This is a genomic window from Streptomyces sp. NPDC059989 (assembly GCF_042736975.1).
Lineage (GTDB): Bacteria > Actinomycetota > Actinomycetes > Streptomycetales > Streptomycetaceae > Streptomyces.
On record NZ_JBHWUO010000092.1, the window covers coordinates 1 to 18709 of the forward strand.

Below are 18709 nucleotides of genomic sequence, written 5' to 3' on the forward strand. Positions count from 1 at the left end.
AGTTCATGCCGACGCACCATGACCGACTCATGCCCGGAACGGCAACAGATCCACCACCCGGGCAAGAGCCATCAGACACCGCCTAGTGCTGTGGCGTGCCGGGAAGGTTTGCCGGGTCGCGGCTCCCCCAGCTACCGCTGGGAGGTGCCCCCAGGTGCGGTGCATCGCAAGGCGGAGGACCGCGGCTCCGCGGCGAGGTGCCGTGCCGGGCGCCGCGACCCGGCAAACCTTCCCGGTCACAGCACTAGCAGTGGCGGCTAGGCAGCGGCGGCTCGCAGGGCGCGGCGGGCCGGGAGGGTGGTGGAGGCCAGGCCCAGGAGGAGGGCGCAGGCCGCGAAGGAGCCGTAGAGGAACGGCGGGATGTACGGGGGTGCGCCGGTCAGGGCCTCGGTGAGGGGGATGAGGGTGGCCAGGGCGATCGCCGAGCCGAGGGTGATGCCGGCGCCGGTGATCAGGAGGGCCTCCCACTGGAGCATCCGCAGGACCTGCCGGCGGGTGGAGCCGACCAGGCGCAGCATCCGCAGTTCGCGGCGGCGGTCGAGCATGGTCATCACGAGGGTGTTGGCGGCGGCGATGGCGGCGAAGCCGCCGAGGACGGCCGCCATGGTGGTGTTGGCCCAGGCGTTGAGGCTGCGGTCGAGGTCCTGGGCGGCGGTCCAGCCCTCGCGGTCGGTGACCGGGCCGAGCCCTTGGGGGGCGGGGCCGCGGACGAGGAGTTCCGTGGCGCGGCCCGAGGTGGTGTGGCCGGCGAGGTCGGAGGCCGGGAGGGTGACCTGGGCGAGGCCGAGGCCGCGGGTGTAGACCGCGGCGATCTCGGGGGTGGCGCGGGTTCCGTCGGGGAGCCGCAGTTCGAGGCGGTCGCCGACGGCGGCGTGCGCGGAGTCGGCGATGCTGCGGTCCACGGCGACCTTGCCCGGGGCCAGGCGGTCGAGGCTGCCCTCGCGTACGCCGAGGTCCTGGACGGTCGCCAGGTCGCCGGAGACCCCTTGTGCGGAGGCCGATTCGAGCCGGCGTTCGCCGCCCGAGCCGAGTTCCGCCAGGACGGCGGTGCGCGTGATCCGGACGCCGGTGGCGGTCTCGGTCCCGGTTCCGGTCCCGGTCCCGGTCCCGGTCCCGGTCGGGAGGGCGGGGTCGGTGATCACGTGGTCGGCCAGCAGTCCGGCCCGCTGTTGCTGCCGGACGGCCCGGTCCTCGCTGGTGTGGAGGAAGACCAGGGTGGAGGAGAAGGCCATGGCGAGCACGATCGGGGTGATCGCGGAGGCGAGGCGGCGGGCGTGCGTACGGGAGTTGGCGGCGGCCAGTGAGCCGGCCGCGCCGGCGGCGCGCAGCGGGAGGCCGAGTACGGCGGCGCAGGCGCGGGCGATCAGCGGGCCGAGCAGGGCCACGGCCAGCATGACGACGCCGAGCGCGGCGTTGGCGGCGTCCTCGCCGGTGCTCTCGGCGGCGAGGCCCGCGCAGACGGTGCCGCCGGCCAGGGCCGCGAGGCCGAGCGGCGTACGGATCCACCCGGGCCGGAGGCGTTCCACGGCGGCCGCGGCGAGGGCCTGGCCGGGGCGGATACGGGCGGGCCGGCGGGCGGCGCTCCAGCCGGCGAGCAGGGCGGCGGCGAGTCCGATGCCGATGGCGGAGACCAGCGGGATCCAGGAGACGGTGAGTTCGACGGGGGCGGGGATGGCGCCCTTGGCCTTGAGCTCGCCGAACCACCAAGAGGCGAGGGCGATGCCGGGCAGGCAGCCGAGGGTTCCGGCGGCGGGGGCGATGAGGAGGGCTTCGGTGGCGACCGTGCGGCGGATCTGGCGCGGGGTGGCTCCGACGGCGCGCAGCAGGGCGAACTCGCGGGAGCGCTGCCCGACGGAGAGGGCCACGGTGCCGGCGGCGGTGAAGACGGCGACGAGCGTGGCGATGCCGCCGAAGGACCCGCCGATGCCGGTCAGCAGCTCCTGGGCCCCGCTGAGCTGCGGGTCCATGGCCCGGGCGGCCCCGGTGAGCACCTGGGCCCGGTCGCCGAGGGCCTCCTCGGCCTGTGCGGCGAGCCGCCTGACCGATGCCGCGTCTCCGGTGGCCGCCGCCGCCCCGTCGGCCACGGCCACGGCGGCGGCGGCCGAAGCATCCGCGCCCGGCGCAGCCGGGGCCAGGGCAGTTGTGCCGGGTGCGGCCGAAGCCGCCTCGCCCGGCGTCGTCGGGCTCGGTAGGAGGGCGATCGCGTCCAAGGCGTCCGGGTGGCCGGAGAGGGTGCGGGCTTCGGGGTCCGCGAACCAGATGCCGGGGGTTGCGGTGTGGCCGACGACGCGGAAGTCCCGCTTGCCGACCGGGGTGTCGAGGGTGATGCGGGCCGGGCCGGGGGCGGGGCCGCCCAGGACCGCCTCGCCCGTCGCGGGCGGGGGCGCGGCCCGCGGTGAGGCGGGTGCCGGTGAAGGCGGTGGAGCCCCAGCCCGACGCGTCGACGGTGGCGCCCGCGTCGTTCCGTACGGGGAACACCACGTCGGGCACGGCCCGGCCCAGCGGGGCGAGCCGTTCCAGCAGGGCGGCGTCGACCCGGGCCCGCTCCGGGACCCGCGTCGAGACCTCGTAGGCGCCGTCGCCGCTGCCCACCGTCAGGCTGACCTGCTGGTCGGCGGCGACGACGACCGGGACGTCGGCGTACCGGGTCGGCGGGAGGCTCGCCCGCGCCCCGCTCTCCAGCAGGATGCCGCAGGCGGAGACGATGGCGACGGTCATGAACAGGGCGATGAAGGTGCCGGCGAAGGCGGCGGGGCGGAAGCGAACCGCCGCGCGCGCCAGGCCGTTGGGGCGCCGAAGCATCAGGCGGCCGCTCCCGCGTACGCCGGGGCGGGCGCGGGGCGCGCGGTGAGCGCGGTCATCCGGGCGGCGATGGTCTGGGCGGAGCTGCGCGGGAGCCGGTCGGCGATGAGGCCGTCGGCGAGGAAGAGCACCTGGTCGGCGTGGGCGGCGGCGGCCGGGTCGTGGGTAACCATGACGACGGTGGCGTGGAGGGAGTCGACGGCGGACCTGAGCAGCGCGAGGACCTCCGCCGCGGTGGTGGTGTCGAGGGCGCCGGTGGGCTCGTCGGCGAAGACCACGTCGGGCCGGGTGACCAGCGCGCGGGCGATGGCGACGCGCTGCTGCTGGCCGCCGGAGAGTTCGGCGGGGCGGCGCCTGCCCTTGCCCTCCAGGCCGACGCGGGCGAGCAGCTCGGCGGCGCGGTCCCGGTCCTGGCGTCCGCCGGCGAGCCGCATCGGGAGCAGCACGTTCTGCTCGACGGTGAGGGAGGGCAGCAGGTTGAAGGCCTGGAAGACGAAGCCGAGGCGGCTGCGGCGCAGCTCGGTGAGCTGGTTCTCGTTCATGCCGGTGATCTCGGTGCCGCCGAGGCGGACGGAGCCCTCGGTGGGCAGGTCGAGTCCGGCGGCGCACTGGAGGAAGGTGGACTTGCCGGAGCCGGAGGGGCCCATCACGGCGGTGAAGCTGCCGCGGGGCAGGCTGAGGTCGATGCCGCGCAGCGCGTGCACGGCGGCGGGCCCCCGCCCGTACTGGCGCCGTACGCCGCTCAGCTGGACGGCCGGCGAGGTGTCGCGCCCCGCGCCCTCCTCGTACCCAGCCGCCTTCTCGTACCCCCTGGTCTCCTCGTACCCCGCCGCCTCCTCGGTCCGCTGCTGCCGCTTCGTTCGCCGGAGCCCCATGGTGTGCCGCCTTCCGTGGCCGTGACGTGGCCGTGCCATCGCCTGATCGTGGTTCCGACGCTACGGATCACGGTGGGGCGGCGGCCATGACGGAACCCGGCGGATCGGCGGTGGGGTAAACCCCACCACGCGGTCAGGCCGAACGGCGGATGAGCAGCAGTGCGCGGTCGTCGTTGACGTCCTTGGCGACCTTTTCGATGAGGTGCCAGGCGGCGCCCTCCCAGCCCGCGGCGACGTAACGGTCGGCTTCGCCGGTGAGGCGGTCGATGCCCTCGCTGATCTCCCGGTCGGCGGTTTCGACGAGGCCGTCGGTGAAGAGCATCAGGACGTCGCCGCGGCGCAGGTTCCCGCGGGCGGGGGTGAAGTCGGCTCCGTCGTAGACGCCGAGGAGCGGGCCCTCGCCGGACTTCTCCTGCCAGCGGCCGGTGCCCGCGGAGAGCTGGAGGGCGGGGAGGTGGCCGGCGGAGAGCAGTTCGTAGTCGCCGGTCTCCAGGTCCAGGACGAGGTGGATGGAGGTGGCGAAGCCCTCGTCCCAGTCCTGGCGGAGCAGGTAGCCGTTGGCGGCGGGCAGGAAGCCGTGCGGCGGCAGGGCGCCGAGCAGGCCGCCGAACGCGCCGGACAGCAGCAGGGCCCGGGAGCCGGCTTCCATGCCCTTGCCGGAGACGTCGGTCAGGACGATCTCCAGGGTCCGGCCGCCGTTCGTCCGGGCGGCGACGACGAAGTCGCCGGAGAAGGACTGGCCGCCGGCCGGGCGCAGGGCCATCTCGCGGTGCCAGCCCCGCGGCAGGGCGGGCAGTTTGCTCTGGACCCGGATCCGTTCGCGCAGGTCGAAGAGCATGGTGCCGCCGCGCCGCCAGGGCACGCCGACGCGGCTGCGGAACTGCGCGATGACCAGCCCGAAGAACCCGCAGGCCGCGACGACCAGGACGGTGCCGGGGGTGACCCGCGCCGGGCCCTGGGTGTAGGGGCCGAGGACGAGGGCCTCGACGATCAGCGCGGCCGCGGATGCGGCGTACAGCGCGAGCAGGGACGCGGGGCGCAGCAGCAGGCCCCCGGCCACGATCGGCAGGACGAGCGCGGAGGGCGAGAACCAGACGGGCAGCATCAGCGTGCCGAAGGCGAACCCGGGAATGGTGAGGAGCAGGCCGGCGAAGGCGAGCCAGTCGGAGGCGTCGCCGCGGAAGTAGTCGACGGCGGATTTGCGCAGGGCGGTGCGGGCCCGGTGCCACATCATGCGGGTCCGGGCCAGGAGGGCTTCCACACGGGCTCCGGCCATTGCTTCGGGACCCTATCCATCCTCACTGTGGATGCGCAGGGGGACCCCTGCACCGGGGGTCGTTCGGCGACCGAAAAGGCGTCGACTGGGCCGGAATGCCCTGATAGGCATGGCCATATGGCTCTTGAGATGCGCGTATTGCAGGCTGATGAGTGGGATGTCTGGTACGACCAGCTGGAACTGGCGTTCGGTGGCGTGTCCGACATCCCGCAGGAGCGACAGCTCTACAGGCGGCTGACGGAGACGGAACGTTCGCTCGGCGTCTGGGACGGCGGGACCTGCGTGGGCTCCGCGGGGGCCTTCAGCTTCCGCCTCTCCGTGCCCGGCGGCGCGCTCGTCCCGGCGGCGGGGGTCACGATGGTGGGGGTCTCCCCCACCCACCGGCGGCGCGGGGTGCTCCGTTCCCTGATGCGCCGCCAATTGGACGACATCCGGGCGGGTGGTGAAGCGCTTGCCGTGCTGACGGCCTCGGACCCGGCGATCTACGGGCGTTTCGGCTACGGCACGGCGACCTACGACCTCGCGGTGGACATCGACACCACGCGCGTCGGACTCTCGGTGCCGCCGGGGACGGACGAGGTGCGGCTGCGCCTGGCCGATCCGGAGCAGGCCCTGCCCGACTGCGAGCGGGTGTACGGGGCGCTGGTCCCGCGGCGGCCCGGCATGCCGGCCCGGCAGCCGGGCTGGGAGCGCCTCGCGCTGCTGGATCCGGCCGCCAAGCGCAACGGCGGGTCCCCGCTGCAGTGCGTGGTCGCCGAGCGCGAGGACGGCGAGGTGGTGGGCTACGCCCGCTACCGGGTCACGCCCGAGTGGGACCACAGCGGTTCGGAGGGCAAGGTCGACGTGGTCGACCTCGACGCGCTGGACCCGGCGGCGGGCGCGGCGCTGTGGCGCTACCTCTTCGGCATCGACCTGACGTGGACGGTACGGGCGACCCGGCGGCCGGTGGACGACCCGGTGCTGCACCTGGTGAGCGACGTCCGCAGGTCGAAGCCGAGCACGCGGGACTCGCTGTACGTACGGCTGGTCGACCTGCCGGCCGCGCTGGAGGCACGGGCGTACGGGGCCCCGCTGGACCTGGTCGTGGAGGTCGAGGACGCCTTCTGCCCGTGGAACGAGGGGCGGTGGCGGCTGGTGGCCGACGGCAAGGGCGGGGCACGGTGCGCGCGGACCGCGGAGCCGGCGGAGCTGGAGCTGTCGGTCCGGGAGCTGGGCTCCGCGTACCTGGGCGGGACCACGCTGACCTCACTGGCGGCGGCCGGCCGCGTCGTCGAGCTGCGCCCGGGCGCCGTGGTCGAGGCCTCCCGTGCCTTCGCGGGCGACGTGGCCCCCTGGCTTCCGCACGGCTTCTAGGCCGGTGCGGTGCGGTGCGGTGCGGTGCCGCTGCGCGGAGCTGCTCCCCGCCCCGCCCTTCCACCTCCCCCAGACTCCGTCCGGGGGGACCCCCACCCGGGGCGGGCCCCGGACCCCCGCGGGGGCTCCGCCACCGGACCCCCGCGCCTCAAACTCCGGCGAGGCTATTTCGGCTGGCGCTGCTGACAGGCGGGGCACCAGAAGAGGTTGCGGGCGGCGAGATCGGCGGTGCGGATCTCGCCCCCGCAGATGTGGCAGGGCAGGTTCGCCCTCCGGTAGACGTACACCTCGCCGCCGTGGTCGTCCACCCGCGGCGGGCGGCCCATCGCCTCGGGCAGGTGCTCGTCGCGGACGGTGTCGATGCGGTTCTTGCGGACGCCCTCGCGCATCAGGTCGGCCAGGTCGGCCCACATGGCGTCCCACTCGGCGCGCGCGAGGTCCTTGCCGAGGCGGTACGGGTCGATGCCGTGCCGGAAGAGGACCTCGGCGCGGTAGACGTTGCCGATGCCCGCGACGATCTTCTGGTCCATGAGCAGGGCGGCGACGGTCGTGCGCGAGCGGGAGATGCGGGCCCAGGCGCGGTCCGGGTCGTCGGCCGGCCGCAGCGGGTCGGGGCCGAGCCGGTCGTGTATCGCCTTCTTCTCGCCCTCGCCGATCAGCGCGCAGGCGGTGGGCCCGCGCAGGTCGGCGTAGTGGTCCTCGTTGAGCAGGCGCAGCCGGACCGTGTCGGTGGCCGGCGGGGCGGGGGCGGGGCCGAAGCCGAGCTTGCCGAAGAGGCCGAGGTGGATGTGGATCCAGGCGTCGCCGAGCTCCAGGAAGAGGTGCTTGCCGTGGGCCTCGGCGCCCTCCAGCTCACGTCCGTCGAGCAGGGCCGCGCTCTCCGCGAAGCGGCCCTGGGGGCTGCTGACGCGGACGGGGCGGCCGGCGAACCGCTCGGCGTGGTCCTCGGCGAGGCGGTGGATCGTATGCCCCTCGGGCACGGCGGCTCTCCTCGAAACGAAAAAACGGCCGTGCCCCCGGGGACTCCCCCGGCGGCACGGCCCAGCGGAATCAGCCCTGCTGCGGGTGGTGGGCCGGGATCGGGGGCAGCTCGCCGGTCTGCTCGTAGGCGGAGAGCATCTCGATGCGGCGGGTGTGGCGCTCCTCGTCGGAGTACGGGGTCGCCAGGAAGGCCTCGATGAAGGCGACGGCCTCGTCCTGCGTGTGCATCCGGCCGCCGACGGAGATCACGTTGGCGTTGTTGTGCTCGCGGCCGAGCTTCGCGGTCTCCACGCTCCAGGCGAGGATGGCGCGGACGCCCTTGACCTTGTTCGCGGCGATCTGCTCGCCGTTGCCGGAGCCGCCGATCACGATGCCGAGGCTGTCGGCGTCCGCGGCGGTCTTCTCCGCGGCGCGCAGGCAGAACGGCGGGTAGTCGTCCACCGCGTCGTAGATGTGGGGCCCGCAGTCGACGGGCTCGTGGCCGTTGTTCTTGAGCCAGTCCACCAGGTGGTTCTTGAGCTCAAAACCGGCATGGTCGGATCCGAGGTACACGCGCATGGGACGAGTGTGGCACGAGGGGGCCCGACAGCCCGCAACCGGGTGTCGCGTAAGTCACTTCTAAAGCTCAAGTAAACCCAAAGAACGCAGATGGGACAGGGCGGGACCAAGGTCCTGGACGTTCGCCCTAACGCAACGATCCGGATTGAGGTCTTCCGTCCTGCGTTCATCTCAGGTTTGAATGCCCGGGCTCGAAACCCGAGAACCTAAGGATCCGTCCATGAGCTCCACGACGACCCTTCAGAAGGCAGGCGACCCCACCGGAAACAACGGTGAAGGTCAGCCCTCCGACGGTCTGAAGGCCGGTCTCAAGAACCGCCACCTGTCCATGATCGCCATCGGCGGCGTCATCGGCGCCGGCCTCTTCGTCGGTTCCGGTGGCGGCATCGCCAAGGCCGGCCCCGCCATCCTGATCTCGTACGCCCTCGTCGGCGCGATGGTCGTCTTCGTGATGCGGATGCTCGGCGAGATGGCCGCCGCCAGCCCGAACTCGGGCTCCTTCTCCGCTTACGCCGACCGCGCCCTCGGCCGCTGGGCCGGCTTCTCCATCGGCTGGCTGTACTGGTTCTTCTGGGTCGTCGTGCTGGCCGTGGAGGCCACCGCAGGTGCCTCGATCCTGGAGGGCTGGATCCCGGCCGTCCCGCAGTGGGCCTGGGCCCTGATCGTGATGGCGGTGCTGACCGTCACCAACCTCGGCTCCGTCGCCTCGTACGGCGAGTTCGAGTTCTGGTTCGCGGGCATCAAGGTCGTCGCCATCGGCGCCTTCGTGGTCGTCGGCATGCTCGCCGTCTTCGGCTTCCTGCCGGGCTCCGACAACCCGGGCGCGGGCTTCGCCCACCTCACCGACGCCGGCGGCTTCATGCCCAACGGCTGGGGCTCCATCCTCACCGGTGTGCTGATGGTCGTCTTCTCCTTCATGGGCAGCGAGATCGTCACCCTGGCCGCCGGCGAGTCCGAGGACCCGCGCCGCGCGGTCACCAAGGCCACCAACTCGGTGATCTGGCGCATCGGCGTCTTCTACCTGGGCTCGATCTTCATCGTGCTCACCCTGCTGCCGTGGAACGACAAGTCGATCGTCGAGAAGGGCTCGTACGTCGCCGCCCTGGACTCGATCGGCATCGCGCACGCCGGCCAGATCATGAACGTGATCGTCCTGACGGCCGTGCTGTCCTGCCTGAACTCGGGCCTGTACACCGCCTCCCGCATGGCGTTCTCGCTGGGTGAGCGCGGCGACGCGCCCAAGGCCTTCGCGAAGGTCAGCAAGCGGGGCGTCCCGACGGCCGCGATCCTGGGCTCCGTGGTGTTCGGCTTCATCGCCGTCTACTTCAACTACGCCTACAAGGACACCGTCTTCGACTTCCTGCTGAACTCCTCGGGTGCCATCGCGCTCTTCGTCTGGCTGGTCATCTGCCTGACCCAGCTGCGGATGCGCAAGATCCTGGTGCGCGAGGCCCCGGAGAAGCTGACGGTGAAGATGTGGCTCTTCCCGTACCTGACCTGGGCGACCGCCGCGATGATCACCTTCGTCCTGGGCTACATGGTCTACGACGACGGCAACCGCAAGACCGTGATGCTGTCGCTGCTGGTGGCGGCCGTGGTCCTGATCGTCGGCGTGTTCCGCGACATGCGCCGCAAGGCCGCGCTCGACGCCTGAGCGGGTACGCGCAGCAATGACGGCAGCCCCGGACCACAGCGTGGTGGTCCGGGGCTGCTGTACGTACGGGGCATGCGGCTCAGCCGCGGCGGCCCGCCAGCTTCCAGGCGGCCGGCAGGGCGCCCATCGCCAGGGCCGCCTTGAGGGCGTCGCCGACGAGGAACGGGGTCAGGCCCGCCGCGACGGCGGCGCTCAGGGACATCCCGGTGGCGGCCATGAGGTACGGCACGCCCACCGCGTAGATCACCGCGGAGCCGAGCACCATCGTGCCCGCCGTACGGAGCACCGAGCGGTCGGCGCCGTGGCGCGCGAGGCCGCCGACGAGGGTGGCGGCGAGCAGCATGCCGAGCACGTAGCCGAAGGAGGCGCCGCCCGCTCCGGAGGTGCCGTTCGCGAACCACGGCATCCCGGCCGCGCCGAGGAGGGCGTACAGCGCGAGCGCGAGGAAGCCGCGGCGGGCGCCGAAGGCGGTGCCGACGAGCAGCGCCGCGAAGGTCTGGCCGGTGACCGGGACCGGGGAGCCGGGGACGGGCACCGCGATCTGCGCGGCCAGCCCGGTCAGCGCGGCTCCGCCGGCGACGAGGGCGATGTCGCGGACACGGCTCGCGGGCAGCAGGTCGGCGAGGACGGCGCCGGGCCGGAAGGAGACGGAAGCGGTGCTCATGGCGGGCTCCGGGGGGTGGTGATCGACGGGACACCGTGACGCTAGTGCGCGGCATGCCGCCGACCCACCGCCGGCCGGGACAAAGCCATACCGGCTGGTTTGGTGGGGACTGGACAAAGGTCCCGAGCTACACCCGAGTTGGAGTGATCCCCGTCACGGGGAACATTCGACGACACATCCTTTTTGCGCCCATGGGCGCCCTCCAGCCAGACTGTAGATTCCCGCCAATCCCGCCAATCCCTCCTCCCATCCCTTGCGCAGCCCCCAGCGTCGCTTGCCTACCGAGAGTACGAACCCCCTCATGAGCGAACACGTGCCCGACCTGCCCCCGGAGCCCCTCAGCCACAGCCTGAAGCAGCGTCACCTGACGATGCTGGGCCTCGGCGGCGTGATCGGCGCCGGGCTCTTCGTCGGCTCCGGGGCCGGCATCGGCATCGCCGGACCGGCCATCATCTGCTCCTACCTGCTCGCGGGCGTCCTCGCGATGCTGGTGATGCGGGCGCTCGGCGAGATGTCCGCCGCCATGCCCGCATCGGGCTCCTTCTCCGTCTACGCGGAGAAGGCCCTCGGCCGCTGGGCCGGCTTCTCGGCGGGGTGGCTCTACTGGTTCCTGCTGGTGGTGGTGCTCGCGGTGGAGGCCACCGGCGCGGCGAAGATCGCGAACGGCTGGGTGCCGTCGATCGACCAGTGGGTCTGGGTGCTGCTCTTCATGGTGGTCTTCACCGCGAGCAACCTGGCCGCCGTGCGCAACTTCGGCGAGTTCGAGTTCTGGTTCGCGGCCCTGAAGGTCGGGGCGATCGTGCTGTTCCTGATCCTCGGCACCCTCGCGATCTTCGGCCTGCTCCCCGAGACGGACCCGGTGGGCATGGCCAACCTGACCGGCCAGGGCGGCTTCTTCCCGGCCGGCATCGGCGGGGTCGTCGCCGGCATGCTCGCCGTCGTCTTCGCCTTCGGCGGCCTGGAGGTCGTCACCATCGCGGCCGCCGAGTCGGACGACCCGGCACGGTCGGTGTCCCGCGCGGTGCGCAGCGCCGTGTGGCGCATCCTCTTCTTCTACGTCGGCTCGATGCTGGTCATCGTGACCCTGCTGCCGTGGGACTCGCTGGAGCCGGGCGAGAGCCCGTACGTGGCGGTCCTCGACCAGATCGGCATCCCGGGGGCCGGCCAGATCATGAACATCGTGGTGTTCGTGGCGCTGCTGTCGGCGCTCAACGCCAACCTGTACGGATCCTCGCGCATGGTGTTCTCGCTGGCCGAGCGGGGCGAGGCGCCGAAGGCGCTGCTGAAGGTCTCCGGGAGCGGGGTGCCGCGCCGCGCGGTGTTCGCCTCGGTGGCGTTCGGCTTCGTGTCGGTGGTGCTGAACCTGCTGTGGCCGGACACGATCTTCCTCTACATGCTCAACGCGGTCGGCGCCGTACTTCTGTTCGTGTGGGCGCTGATCGCGGTCTCGCAGCTGAAGCTGCGCCGGAAGATCGAGCGGGACATGCCGGAGCGGCTGACCCTGCCGATGTGGCTGTTCCCGTACGCGACCTGGGCGGCGCTGATCGGCATGGGCGCGGTGCTGGTCCTGATGCTGTTCGACGACTCGGCCCGGCCGCAGCTGCTGTGGTCTTCGGGCGCGGCTGCCCTGGTCCTGCTGGTGGCGTGGGTGCGGGAGGTGCGGGCGCGCCGGTCGGCGGCCTGAACCGCCACGCACCGGTGGAACGGACGGGACCTCTGCGCCGCGGCGCGGGGGTCCCGTTCCGCTTCTCAGGTGCGCAGGTAGGAGGCCCCGTTGACGTCGAGGACCGTGCCCGAGCTCCACATCGCGCCGGGGGAGGCCAGGTAGAGCACGGCGGAGGCGATCTCGCCGGGGTCCGCGACGCGGCCGAAGGGGCTCTGGGCCCGGATCCGCTCGCCCTCGGGTCCGTCCAGCCGGCCCGCGACCCGCTCGGTGGCGACGAAGCCGGGCGCCACCGAGGCGACGGCGATGCCGTGCGGCGCGAGGGAGACGGCGAGCGACTGCCCGAGGGCGTGCAGGGCGGCCTTGGTGGCGCCGTAGGCGGGGTGGTCGGGCTCGCCCCGGAAGGCGCCGCGCGAGCCGATGTTGACGATGCGTCCCTCGCGGCCCGCTCCGATCATGCGGCGGGAGACGCAGTAGCTCAGGTTGGCGGCGCCGAAGAGGTTGACCGCGGCGGTCCGGCGCCAGGCCTCCTGCCAGTCCTCGTACGAGGTCTCGGGCAGCGGGTGCGCGACCATGACGGCGGCGTTGTTCACCAGGACGTCCACGCCGCCGAGCGCCTCGTCCGCCCCGGCCGCCAGCTCCTCGACGCGGGCCGGGTCGGCGAGATCGGCCGCGAGCAGGACGTGCCCCTCCCCCTCCAGGCCGGCGAGGGTCTCCTCCGCGTCGGCCTGCCGGGTGGAGCAGTGCACCGCGACCCGGTCGCCCTGCCGGGCGAACGCGGCGGCGACCGCCCGCCCGATGCCCCGGGAGGCGCCGGTGACGAGCACGCCCCGGCCGCTGCTGCGAAGTCCTGTCACGGTCCGGCCCATCCCGGCGACCCCCTCGATCCGGCACGTCTGCGTCGCCGCGAGCGTACGGACATGATCACGATACGTGAAGCCGTTGTCCGAATATCGGACGAAGAACGTCCGCTGAGCGGACGCTCGGCACACTGAGCCTCTCGCACCACCACCCCGCACACCGGACAGGCACACCCCCATGAGCCAGAGCAGCACCCTCGCACCCCCCGAACAGCGGCAGGAACCGGCCGGGTCCCCCCTCGGCAACGGCCTCAAGCAGCGCCACCTCTCGATGATCGCCCTCGGCGGGGTCATCGGCGCCGGACTCTTCGTCGGCTCCGGTGCCGGCATCGCGGCCGCGGGGCCCTCGATCGTGCTCGCGTACGCCGCCTCCGGGCTGCTCGTGATGTTCGTGATGCGGATGCTCGGCGAGATGTCCGCGGCCAACCCGGCCTCCGGCTCCTTCTCGGTCCATGCGGAGCGGGCGATCGGCCCCTGGGCGGGCTTCACCGCCGGCTGGATGTTCTGGACGCTGCTGTGCGTGGGCGTGGCCATCGAGGCCATCGGCGCGGCGCACATCATGACGGGCTGGTTCCCGGGCACCCCCTCCTGGATGTGGGTGCTGGTCTTCATGGCGGTGTTCTGCGGGTCCAACCTGGCCGCCGTCTCGAACTTCGGCGAATTCGAGTTCTGGTTCTCGGCGCTGAAGATCGGCGCGATCGGGCTCTTCCTGGTCCTGGGCGTGCTGGCCGTCCTGGGCATGCTGCCCGGCAGCGACTCCCCCGGCACCGCCAACCTCCTCCACGACGGGGGCTTCCTGCCCAACGGGGTGGACGGGCTGCTGGTCGGACTGCTGGCCTCCGTTGTCGCGTACGGCGGGCTGGAGACCGTGACCATCGCGGCCGCCGAGTCCGAGGACCCCGTCAAGGGCGTGGCCAAGGCCGTGAGGACCACCATGTGGCGGATCGCGATCGTCTACGTCGGCTCGATGCTGGTGATCGTCACGCTGCTGCCGTGGAACGACCCGGCGGTCACGGCGGACGGCCCGTACGCGGCGACCCTGGACCGCCTGGGCATCCCGGCCGCCGGCCAGATCATGAACGTGGTCATCCTGATCGCCCTGCTGTCCGCGATGAACGCCAACATCTACGGCTCCTCGCGCATGGCCTACTCCCTCGTCTCCCGCGGCCAGGGCCCGAAGGCGCTGGGCAAGGTCACCGGCCGGGTGCCGCGCCGGGCGGTGCTCGCCTCCTCCGGCTTCGGCTTCGTCACCGTGCTGCTGTCCTACTGGTACCCGGACACCCTCTTCGCCTGGCTGCTGAACATGGTCGGCGGCGTCATCCTGATCGTCTGGGGCTTCATCGCCGTCTCGCAGTTCGTGCTGCGCCGCCGGCTGGAGCGCGAGGCCCCCGGGAAGCTGGTCGTGAAGATGTGGGGCTTCCCGTATCTGACCTGGGTGGCGCTGGCCGGGGTGGCCGGGGTCCTGGTGCTGATGGCACTGGGCGAGGACACGCGGATCCAGGTGGTCTTCACCGGCGGCCTGACCGTCGTCCTCGCGGCGACGGGATACCTGCTCCAGCGCAGGACCGCGGCGCGCGAAGCGGCGTAAGACCCCCACCGGACGGCACGTCAGAGGCCGGGCCCATGCGATCGCATGGGCCCGGCCTCGCGCGTTCCGGAGGCGTTCACAAGACAGGCGACCCTTACTCGTGGGGTGGAATAGATACTGCTAGCGTGCAGTTGCGCATTAATTGCAATAAGCGATTGGCACGCCGAGGGGACCGGATACACGCATGGCCATCTACACGCTTCCTGAGCTTCCGTACGACTACGCGGCGCTGGAGCCGGTGATCAACCCGCAGATCATCGAGCTGCACCACGACAAGCACCACGCGGCCTACGTCACGGGCGCCAACAACACGCTGGAGCAGCTCGCAGAGGCGCGCGACAAGGAGAACTGGGGCGCCCTCAACGGCCTGGAGAAGAACCTCGCGTTCCACCTCTCCGGCCACATCCTGCACAGCATCTACTGGCACAACATGGCCAGCCCCAAGACCGGTGAGGGCGGCGGCGAGCCGACCGCGGCCGACGGCCTGGGCGACCTGACCGACGCGATCACCGAGTCCTTCGGCTCCTTCGCGAAGTTCAAGAAGCAGCTGACCTTCGCCTCCTCCGCCACCCAGGGCTCCGGCTGGGGCGTGCTCGCGTACGAGCCCGTCAGCGGCCGCCTCGTCGTCGAGCAGGTCTACGACCACCAGGGCAACGTGGGCGTGGCCAGCACCCCGATCCTGGTCTTCGACGCCTGGGAGCACGCCTTCTACCTTCAGTACAAGAACCAGAAGGTGGACTTCATCGAGGCCATGTGGAACGTCGTGAACTGGCAGGACGTGGCCAAGCGCTACGCCGACGCCAAGGCGAACACCCCGCTGCTGATCCCCGCCAAGGGCTGATCGGCGCCACCGAGCCGCCCGCCTCGTGATCGTCTTCTCAACCTTCACGTGCGGGCGTTTCCACCAGAAGGCCCCCGCGAGGACGTGACTCGCGGGGGCCTTCTGCGCATCCGGGGACCGCCCGGGGACCGCCCGGGGACTACTCGAAGGACGGGCCCTGGGTGCGGGTGCGCTTGATCTCGTAGAAGCCGGGGGTGGAGGCCACCAGCAGGGTGCCGTCCCACAGCCGGGCGGCGGCCTCGCCGCGCGGGGTCGGGGTGACGACCGGACCGAAGAAGGCCACATCGCCCTCGGCGCCCGGGACGGATATCACCGGGGTGCCGACCTCCTGGCCGACCCGGTCGATGCCGTTGTTGTGGGAGGCGCGCAGCACCTCGTCGTACTCGTCTGAATCGGCGTACGCGAGCAGCTCGGCCGGCAGGCCGACCTCGTCGAGCGCGGCGGCGATGACCTCGCGGGTCGGGCCCTGGCCCTCGTTGTGGATCTTGGTTCCGAGAGCCGTGTACAGCTTGCCGGTGATCTCCTCACCGTGCTTCTGCTGGGCCGCGACCACCACGCGCACCGGGGCCCAGCCCTTGGGGCCGAGCAGCTCGCGGTAGACCTCGGGGAGCTCGTCGAGCTTGTTCTCGTTGAGCACGGCCAGGCTCATGACGTGCCAGCGGACCTCGACGTCGCGGACCTTCTCGACCTCCAGCATCCAGCGGGAGGTCATCCAGGCCCAGGGGCAGAGGGGGTCGAACCAGAAGTCGACCGGGGTCTTCTCGCGCACCTGGGTGTCGGTCATGTCTCTCCTCAGTCCTCGGTACTCAGTCGGGATGAAGGGCATCACTGGCTCATGTCCTCCGTCGCCAACCAGGCAGGAGCCGCACGCATTCCCCACCGTGGGAGGATTCGTCACAAGAACGCGATCACGCACGAAGGAGTGCACGTGCCCGGAGAGAACCTGTCCCGCGAGGAGGCCCGTGGGCGGGCCGAGCTGCTGTCCGTCGACGGATACGAGGTGGTCCTCGACGTCCGGTCGGCCGTGGACGAGGCCGAGCCGGCCGAAGGCCCCAGGACCTTCCGCTCGGTGACGACGATCCGCTTCCGGGCCGCGGCCTCCGGCACCTCGACCTTCGCGGACCTGATCGCTCCCTCGGTGAACTCCGTGACCCTCAACGGGCGCGCGCTGGACCCGGCCGCCGTCTTCGACGGGGCGCGGATCGCCCTGGACGGGCTGGCCGCCGAGAACGTCCTGGTCGTGGACGCGAACTGCGCGTACAGCCGGACGGGCGAGGGCCTGCACCGCTTCGTGGACCCGGAGGACGGCGAGGTCTACCTCTACACCCAGTACGAGCCGGCGGACGCGCGCCGGGTCTACGCGAACTTCGAACAGCCGGACCTGAAGGCGCCCTACCGCTTCGAGGTGACCGCGCCCGAGGGCTGGCAGGTGTGGAGCAACGGCGCGGAGCGGTCGCGGGAGGCCGGCGTCTGGCGGTTCGCCGAGACCGAGCCGATCTCGACCTACATCACCTGCGTGGTGGCGGGCCCCTACCACTACGTGACGGACTCCTACACCCGCGGGGACCTGACGATCCCGCTCGGCGCGATGTGCCGCAAGGGGCTGGCCCGGCACTTCGACGCGGAGGACATCTTCCTCGTCACCAAGCAGGGCTTCGACCTCTTCCACGAGCTGTTCGACTACCCGTACCCCTTCGGGAAGTACGACCAGGCCTTCGTGCCGGAGTACAACCTGGGCGCGATGGAGAACCCGGGGATGGTGACCTTCCGGGAGGAGTACATCTTCCGCGGCAAGGTCACGCAGGCCTCGTACGAGCGGCGCGCGAACGTCATCCTCCACGAGATGGCGCACATGTGGTTCGGCGACCTGGTCACCATGAAGTGGTGGGACGACCTGTGGCTGAAGGAGTCCTTCGCGGACTTCATGGGCTCCTTCGGGCTGGTCGAGGCCACCCGCTTCGACCAGGCCTGGGTCACCTTCGCCAACAGCCGCAAGGCGTGGGCCTACCGCGCCGACCAGCTGCCGTCCACGCACCCGATCACGGCCGACATCCGTGACCTGGAGGACGCGAAGCTGAACTTCGACGGGATCACCTACGCCAAGGGCGCGGCCGTGCTCAAGCAGCTGGTCGCCTACGTGGGGCGGGAGGCCTTCCTGGAGGGCGCGCGGCGCTACTTCAAGGCCCACGCGTACGGGAACACGACGCTGGACGACCTGCTGTCGGTGCTCGCGGAGGTCTCCGGGCGGGACATGGCCGAGTGGTCGCGGGCCTGGCTGCAGACGGCGGGCGTGAACGTGCTGACCCCGGTGGTCACGTACGACGCGGGCGGGCGCGTGACCGAACTGACGGTGGTGCAGGAGGGCGACGAGCTGCGGCCGCACCGGGTCGCGGTCGGCCTGTACCGGCTGGAGTCGGACGGCACGCTGGTCCGCTACGCGCGGGCCGGCGTGGACGTGGCGGGGGCGCGGACCGTGGTCGCGGAGCTGGCGGGGCGCGAGCGGCCCGACCTGATCCTGGTCAACGACGAGGACCTCACCTACTGCAAGATCCGCTTCGACGAGGGTTCGCTGACCACGCTGCGGGCGCACCTGGGCGACCTCACGGATCCCCTCGCGCGGGCGCTGAGCTGGTCGGCCCTGTGGGGTCTCACCCGGGACGGGCTGATGCCGGCGCGCGACTTCCTCGCGCTGGTGCTGGCGCACGCGGGGCGGGAGACGGACGTCGGCGTGCTGCAGATGCTGCACGCGCAGGCGCTGACGGCGGTCACCCACTACACGGCGCCGGACCGGCGCGAGCAGGGCGGCCGGGAGCTGGCGGCGGGCGCGCTGCACGAACTGCGGCTGGCGGAGCCGGGGTCGGAGCACCAGCTGACCTGGGCCCGCTTCTTCGCGGCGAGCGCGGCGACGGAGGGCGACTTCCAGCTGCTGCTGGGGCTGCTGGAGGGGTCGGCGCGGATCGACGGGCTGGACGTGGACCAGGAGCTGCGGTGGGACTTCCTGCTGCCGCTGGCCGCGCACGGGGCGGTGGACGAGGCCGTGCTCGGGGCCGAACTGTCCCGGGACGACACGGCGTCGGGCAAGCGGCACCAGGTGCGGTGCCTGGCGGCGCGGCCGTCGGCGGCGGTCAAGGACCAGGCGTGGGCTGCGGTGGTGGAGTCGGACGCGCTGTCGAACGCGCTGGTCGAGGCCACGATCGACGGGATGCAGCAGGCTTCGCAGCGGGGCCTGCTGGCGGCTTACGCGGAGCCGTACTTCGCGGTGCTGGAGCGGGTGTGGGCGGACCGGTCGATCCAGATCGGCATGGACGTGGTGAAGGGGCTGTACCCGTCGCTCCAGGACTCGGAGTCCACGGTCGCGGCGACCGACGCCTGGCTCTCGGCCCATGAGGATGCGGCTCCGGCCCTCCGCCGGCTGGTCCTGGAGTCCCGGGACGACCTGGCGAGGGCCTTGCGCGCCCAGGCCTGCGACGCGGCGGCCGGCAACTAGCCTGCGGCGCCGTTGTCGGGGGCGCTGCCCCCGAACCCTCCCCCAGACTTCGTCCGGGGGGACCCCCAGCGCCTCAAACGCCGGCGGGGCTGTAGATAGCCCCGCCG

Annotated in this window: 13 protein-coding genes and 1 pseudogene; 6 read left to right on the forward strand and 8 right to left on the reverse strand. The window is 72.2% G+C overall.

Translation table 11 applies throughout. The annotated features are described in order from the left end of the window. Positions 1 to 257: 257 nt before the first annotated feature. The 3 genes and pseudogenes from ACFWBN_RS38185 to ACFWBN_RS38195 form a co-directional block, all read right to left on the reverse strand. Positions 258 to 2802 (reverse strand): annotated as a pseudogene (locus ACFWBN_RS38185) (FtsX-like permease family protein). Then, positions 2802 to 3677: an ABC transporter ATP-binding protein gene (locus ACFWBN_RS38190; protein ID WP_385185950.1), complete on the reverse strand. Its 876-nt coding sequence runs from the start codon at positions 3675 to 3677 to the stop codon at positions 2802 to 2804. Before ACFWBN_RS38190 ends, ACFWBN_RS38185 begins: the two are co-directional and overlap by 1 nt. Positions 3678 to 3810: 133 nt before the next feature. Further along, positions 3811 to 4953, reverse strand: coding sequence for a PP2C family protein-serine/threonine phosphatase (locus tag ACFWBN_RS38195; protein ID WP_385185953.1), 1143 nt, complete (start codon positions 4951 to 4953; stop codon positions 3811 to 3813). 117 nt (positions 4954 to 5070) lie between these two features. On the opposite strand from ACFWBN_RS38195, the gene ACFWBN_RS38200 reads away from it, so the two are divergent. Then, entirely contained in the window at positions 5071 to 6306 is a 1236-nt protein-coding gene (locus ACFWBN_RS38200) for a GNAT family N-acetyltransferase (protein WP_385185956.1), read from the forward strand. A gap of 164 nt (positions 6307 to 6470) precedes the next feature. Here the strand turns inward: ACFWBN_RS38200 and ACFWBN_RS38205 are convergent, their stop codons facing one another. Both ACFWBN_RS38205 and ACFWBN_RS38210 read right to left on the reverse strand, forming a co-directional pair. Next, positions 6471 to 7286 carry an Fpg/Nei family DNA glycosylase gene (locus tag ACFWBN_RS38205; protein ID WP_385185958.1) on the reverse strand — a complete coding sequence of 272 codons (816 nt, stop codon included), beginning with the start codon at positions 7284 to 7286 and terminating at the stop codon, positions 6471 to 6473. Between the two features lie 70 nt (positions 7287 to 7356). Further along, a complete protein-coding gene (locus ACFWBN_RS38210) occupies positions 7357 to 7845 on the reverse strand; it encodes a ribose-5-phosphate isomerase (protein ID WP_385185961.1) in 489 nt (162 codons plus the stop codon). A gap of 220 nt (positions 7846 to 8065) precedes the next feature. Between ACFWBN_RS38210 and ACFWBN_RS38215 the strand changes: the two genes are divergently transcribed. Further along, positions 8066 to 9499, forward strand: a complete 1434-nt coding sequence (locus ACFWBN_RS38215) for an amino acid permease (protein WP_385185966.1) — start codon at positions 8066 to 8068, stop codon at positions 9497 to 9499. 79 nt (positions 9500 to 9578) lie between these two features. On the opposite strand, the gene ACFWBN_RS38220 is transcribed toward ACFWBN_RS38215, so the two are convergent. Next, positions 9579 to 10163, reverse strand: a complete 585-nt coding sequence (locus ACFWBN_RS38220; RefSeq protein ID WP_385185969.1) for a biotin transporter BioY — start codon at positions 10161 to 10163, stop codon at positions 9579 to 9581. 301 nt (positions 10164 to 10464) lie between these two features. Between ACFWBN_RS38220 and ACFWBN_RS38225 the strand changes: the two genes are divergently transcribed. Beyond that, positions 10465 to 11847: an amino acid permease gene (locus ACFWBN_RS38225; RefSeq protein WP_385185972.1), complete on the forward strand. Its 1383-nt coding sequence runs from the start codon at positions 10465 to 10467 to the stop codon at positions 11845 to 11847. A gap of 65 nt (positions 11848 to 11912) precedes the next feature. On the opposite strand, the gene ACFWBN_RS38230 is transcribed toward ACFWBN_RS38225, so the two are convergent. Then, the gene (locus ACFWBN_RS38230; RefSeq protein ID WP_385185975.1) at positions 11913 to 12695 is read right to left on the reverse strand and encodes an SDR family NAD(P)-dependent oxidoreductase; all 783 of its coding nucleotides are present in this window, start codon (positions 12693 to 12695) and stop codon (positions 11913 to 11915) included. Between the two features lie 169 nt (positions 12696 to 12864). Here ACFWBN_RS38230 and ACFWBN_RS38235 point away from each other — a divergent pair, with 169 nt between their 5' ends. Both ACFWBN_RS38235 and ACFWBN_RS38240 read left to right on the forward strand, forming a co-directional pair. Then, positions 12865 to 14274, forward strand: coding sequence for an amino acid permease (locus tag ACFWBN_RS38235; protein WP_385185978.1), 1410 nt, complete (start codon positions 12865 to 12867; stop codon positions 14272 to 14274). Between the two features lie 184 nt (positions 14275 to 14458). Beyond that, on the forward strand, positions 14459 to 15115 hold the full coding sequence (locus tag ACFWBN_RS38240) for a superoxide dismutase (RefSeq protein ID WP_385185981.1): 657 nt from the start codon (positions 14459 to 14461) through the stop codon (positions 15113 to 15115). Between the two features lie 139 nt (positions 15116 to 15254). Here ACFWBN_RS38240 and ACFWBN_RS38245 read toward each other — a convergent pair whose 3' ends face one another. Beyond that, positions 15255 to 15899, reverse strand: coding sequence for a DsbA family protein (locus tag ACFWBN_RS38245; protein WP_385185984.1), 645 nt, complete (start codon positions 15897 to 15899; stop codon positions 15255 to 15257). 144 nt (positions 15900 to 16043) lie between these two features. Between ACFWBN_RS38245 and pepN the strand changes: the two genes are divergently transcribed. Next, positions 16044 to 18602, forward strand: a complete 2559-nt coding sequence (gene pepN, locus ACFWBN_RS38250; RefSeq protein WP_385185986.1) for an aminopeptidase N — start codon at positions 16044 to 16046, stop codon at positions 18600 to 18602. Positions 18603 to 18709 lie beyond the last annotated feature (107 nt).

Excerpts from the sequence above, each read along its gene's own strand:
- ACFWBN_RS38225 (WP_385185972.1), top strand. The coding sequence starts at position 10,465 with ATGAGCGAACACGTGCCCGACCTGCCCCCGGAGCCCCTCAGCCACAGC.
- ACFWBN_RS38210 (WP_385185961.1), bottom strand. The coding sequence starts at position 7,845 with ATGCGCGTGTACCTCGGATCCGACCATGCCGGTTTTGAGCTCAAGAAC.
- ACFWBN_RS38245 (WP_385185984.1), bottom strand. The coding sequence starts at position 15,899 with ATGACCGACACCCAGGTGCGCGAGAAGACCCCGGTCGACTTCTGGTTC.
- ACFWBN_RS38220 (WP_385185969.1), bottom strand. The coding sequence starts at position 10,163 with ATGAGCACCGCTTCCGTCTCCTTCCGGCCCGGCGCCGTCCTCGCCGAC.
- ACFWBN_RS38190 (WP_385185950.1), bottom strand. The coding sequence starts at position 3,677 with ATGGGGCTCCGGCGAACGAAGCGGCAGCAGCGGACCGAGGAGGCGGCG.
- ACFWBN_RS38230 (WP_385185975.1), bottom strand. The coding sequence starts at position 12,695 with ATGGGCCGGACCGTGACAGGACTTCGCAGCAGCGGCCGGGGCGTGCTC.
- ACFWBN_RS38235 (WP_385185978.1), top strand. The coding sequence starts at position 12,865 with ATGAGCCAGAGCAGCACCCTCGCACCCCCCGAACAGCGGCAGGAACCG.
- ACFWBN_RS38195 (WP_385185953.1), bottom strand. The coding sequence starts at position 4,953 with ATGGCCGGAGCCCGTGTGGAAGCCCTCCTGGCCCGGACCCGCATGATG.
- ACFWBN_RS38215 (WP_385185966.1), top strand. The coding sequence starts at position 8,066 with ATGAGCTCCACGACGACCCTTCAGAAGGCAGGCGACCCCACCGGAAAC.
- ACFWBN_RS38240 (WP_385185981.1), top strand. The coding sequence starts at position 14,459 with ATGGCCATCTACACGCTTCCTGAGCTTCCGTACGACTACGCGGCGCTG.
- ACFWBN_RS38200 (WP_385185956.1), top strand. The coding sequence starts at position 5,071 with ATGGCTCTTGAGATGCGCGTATTGCAGGCTGATGAGTGGGATGTCTGG.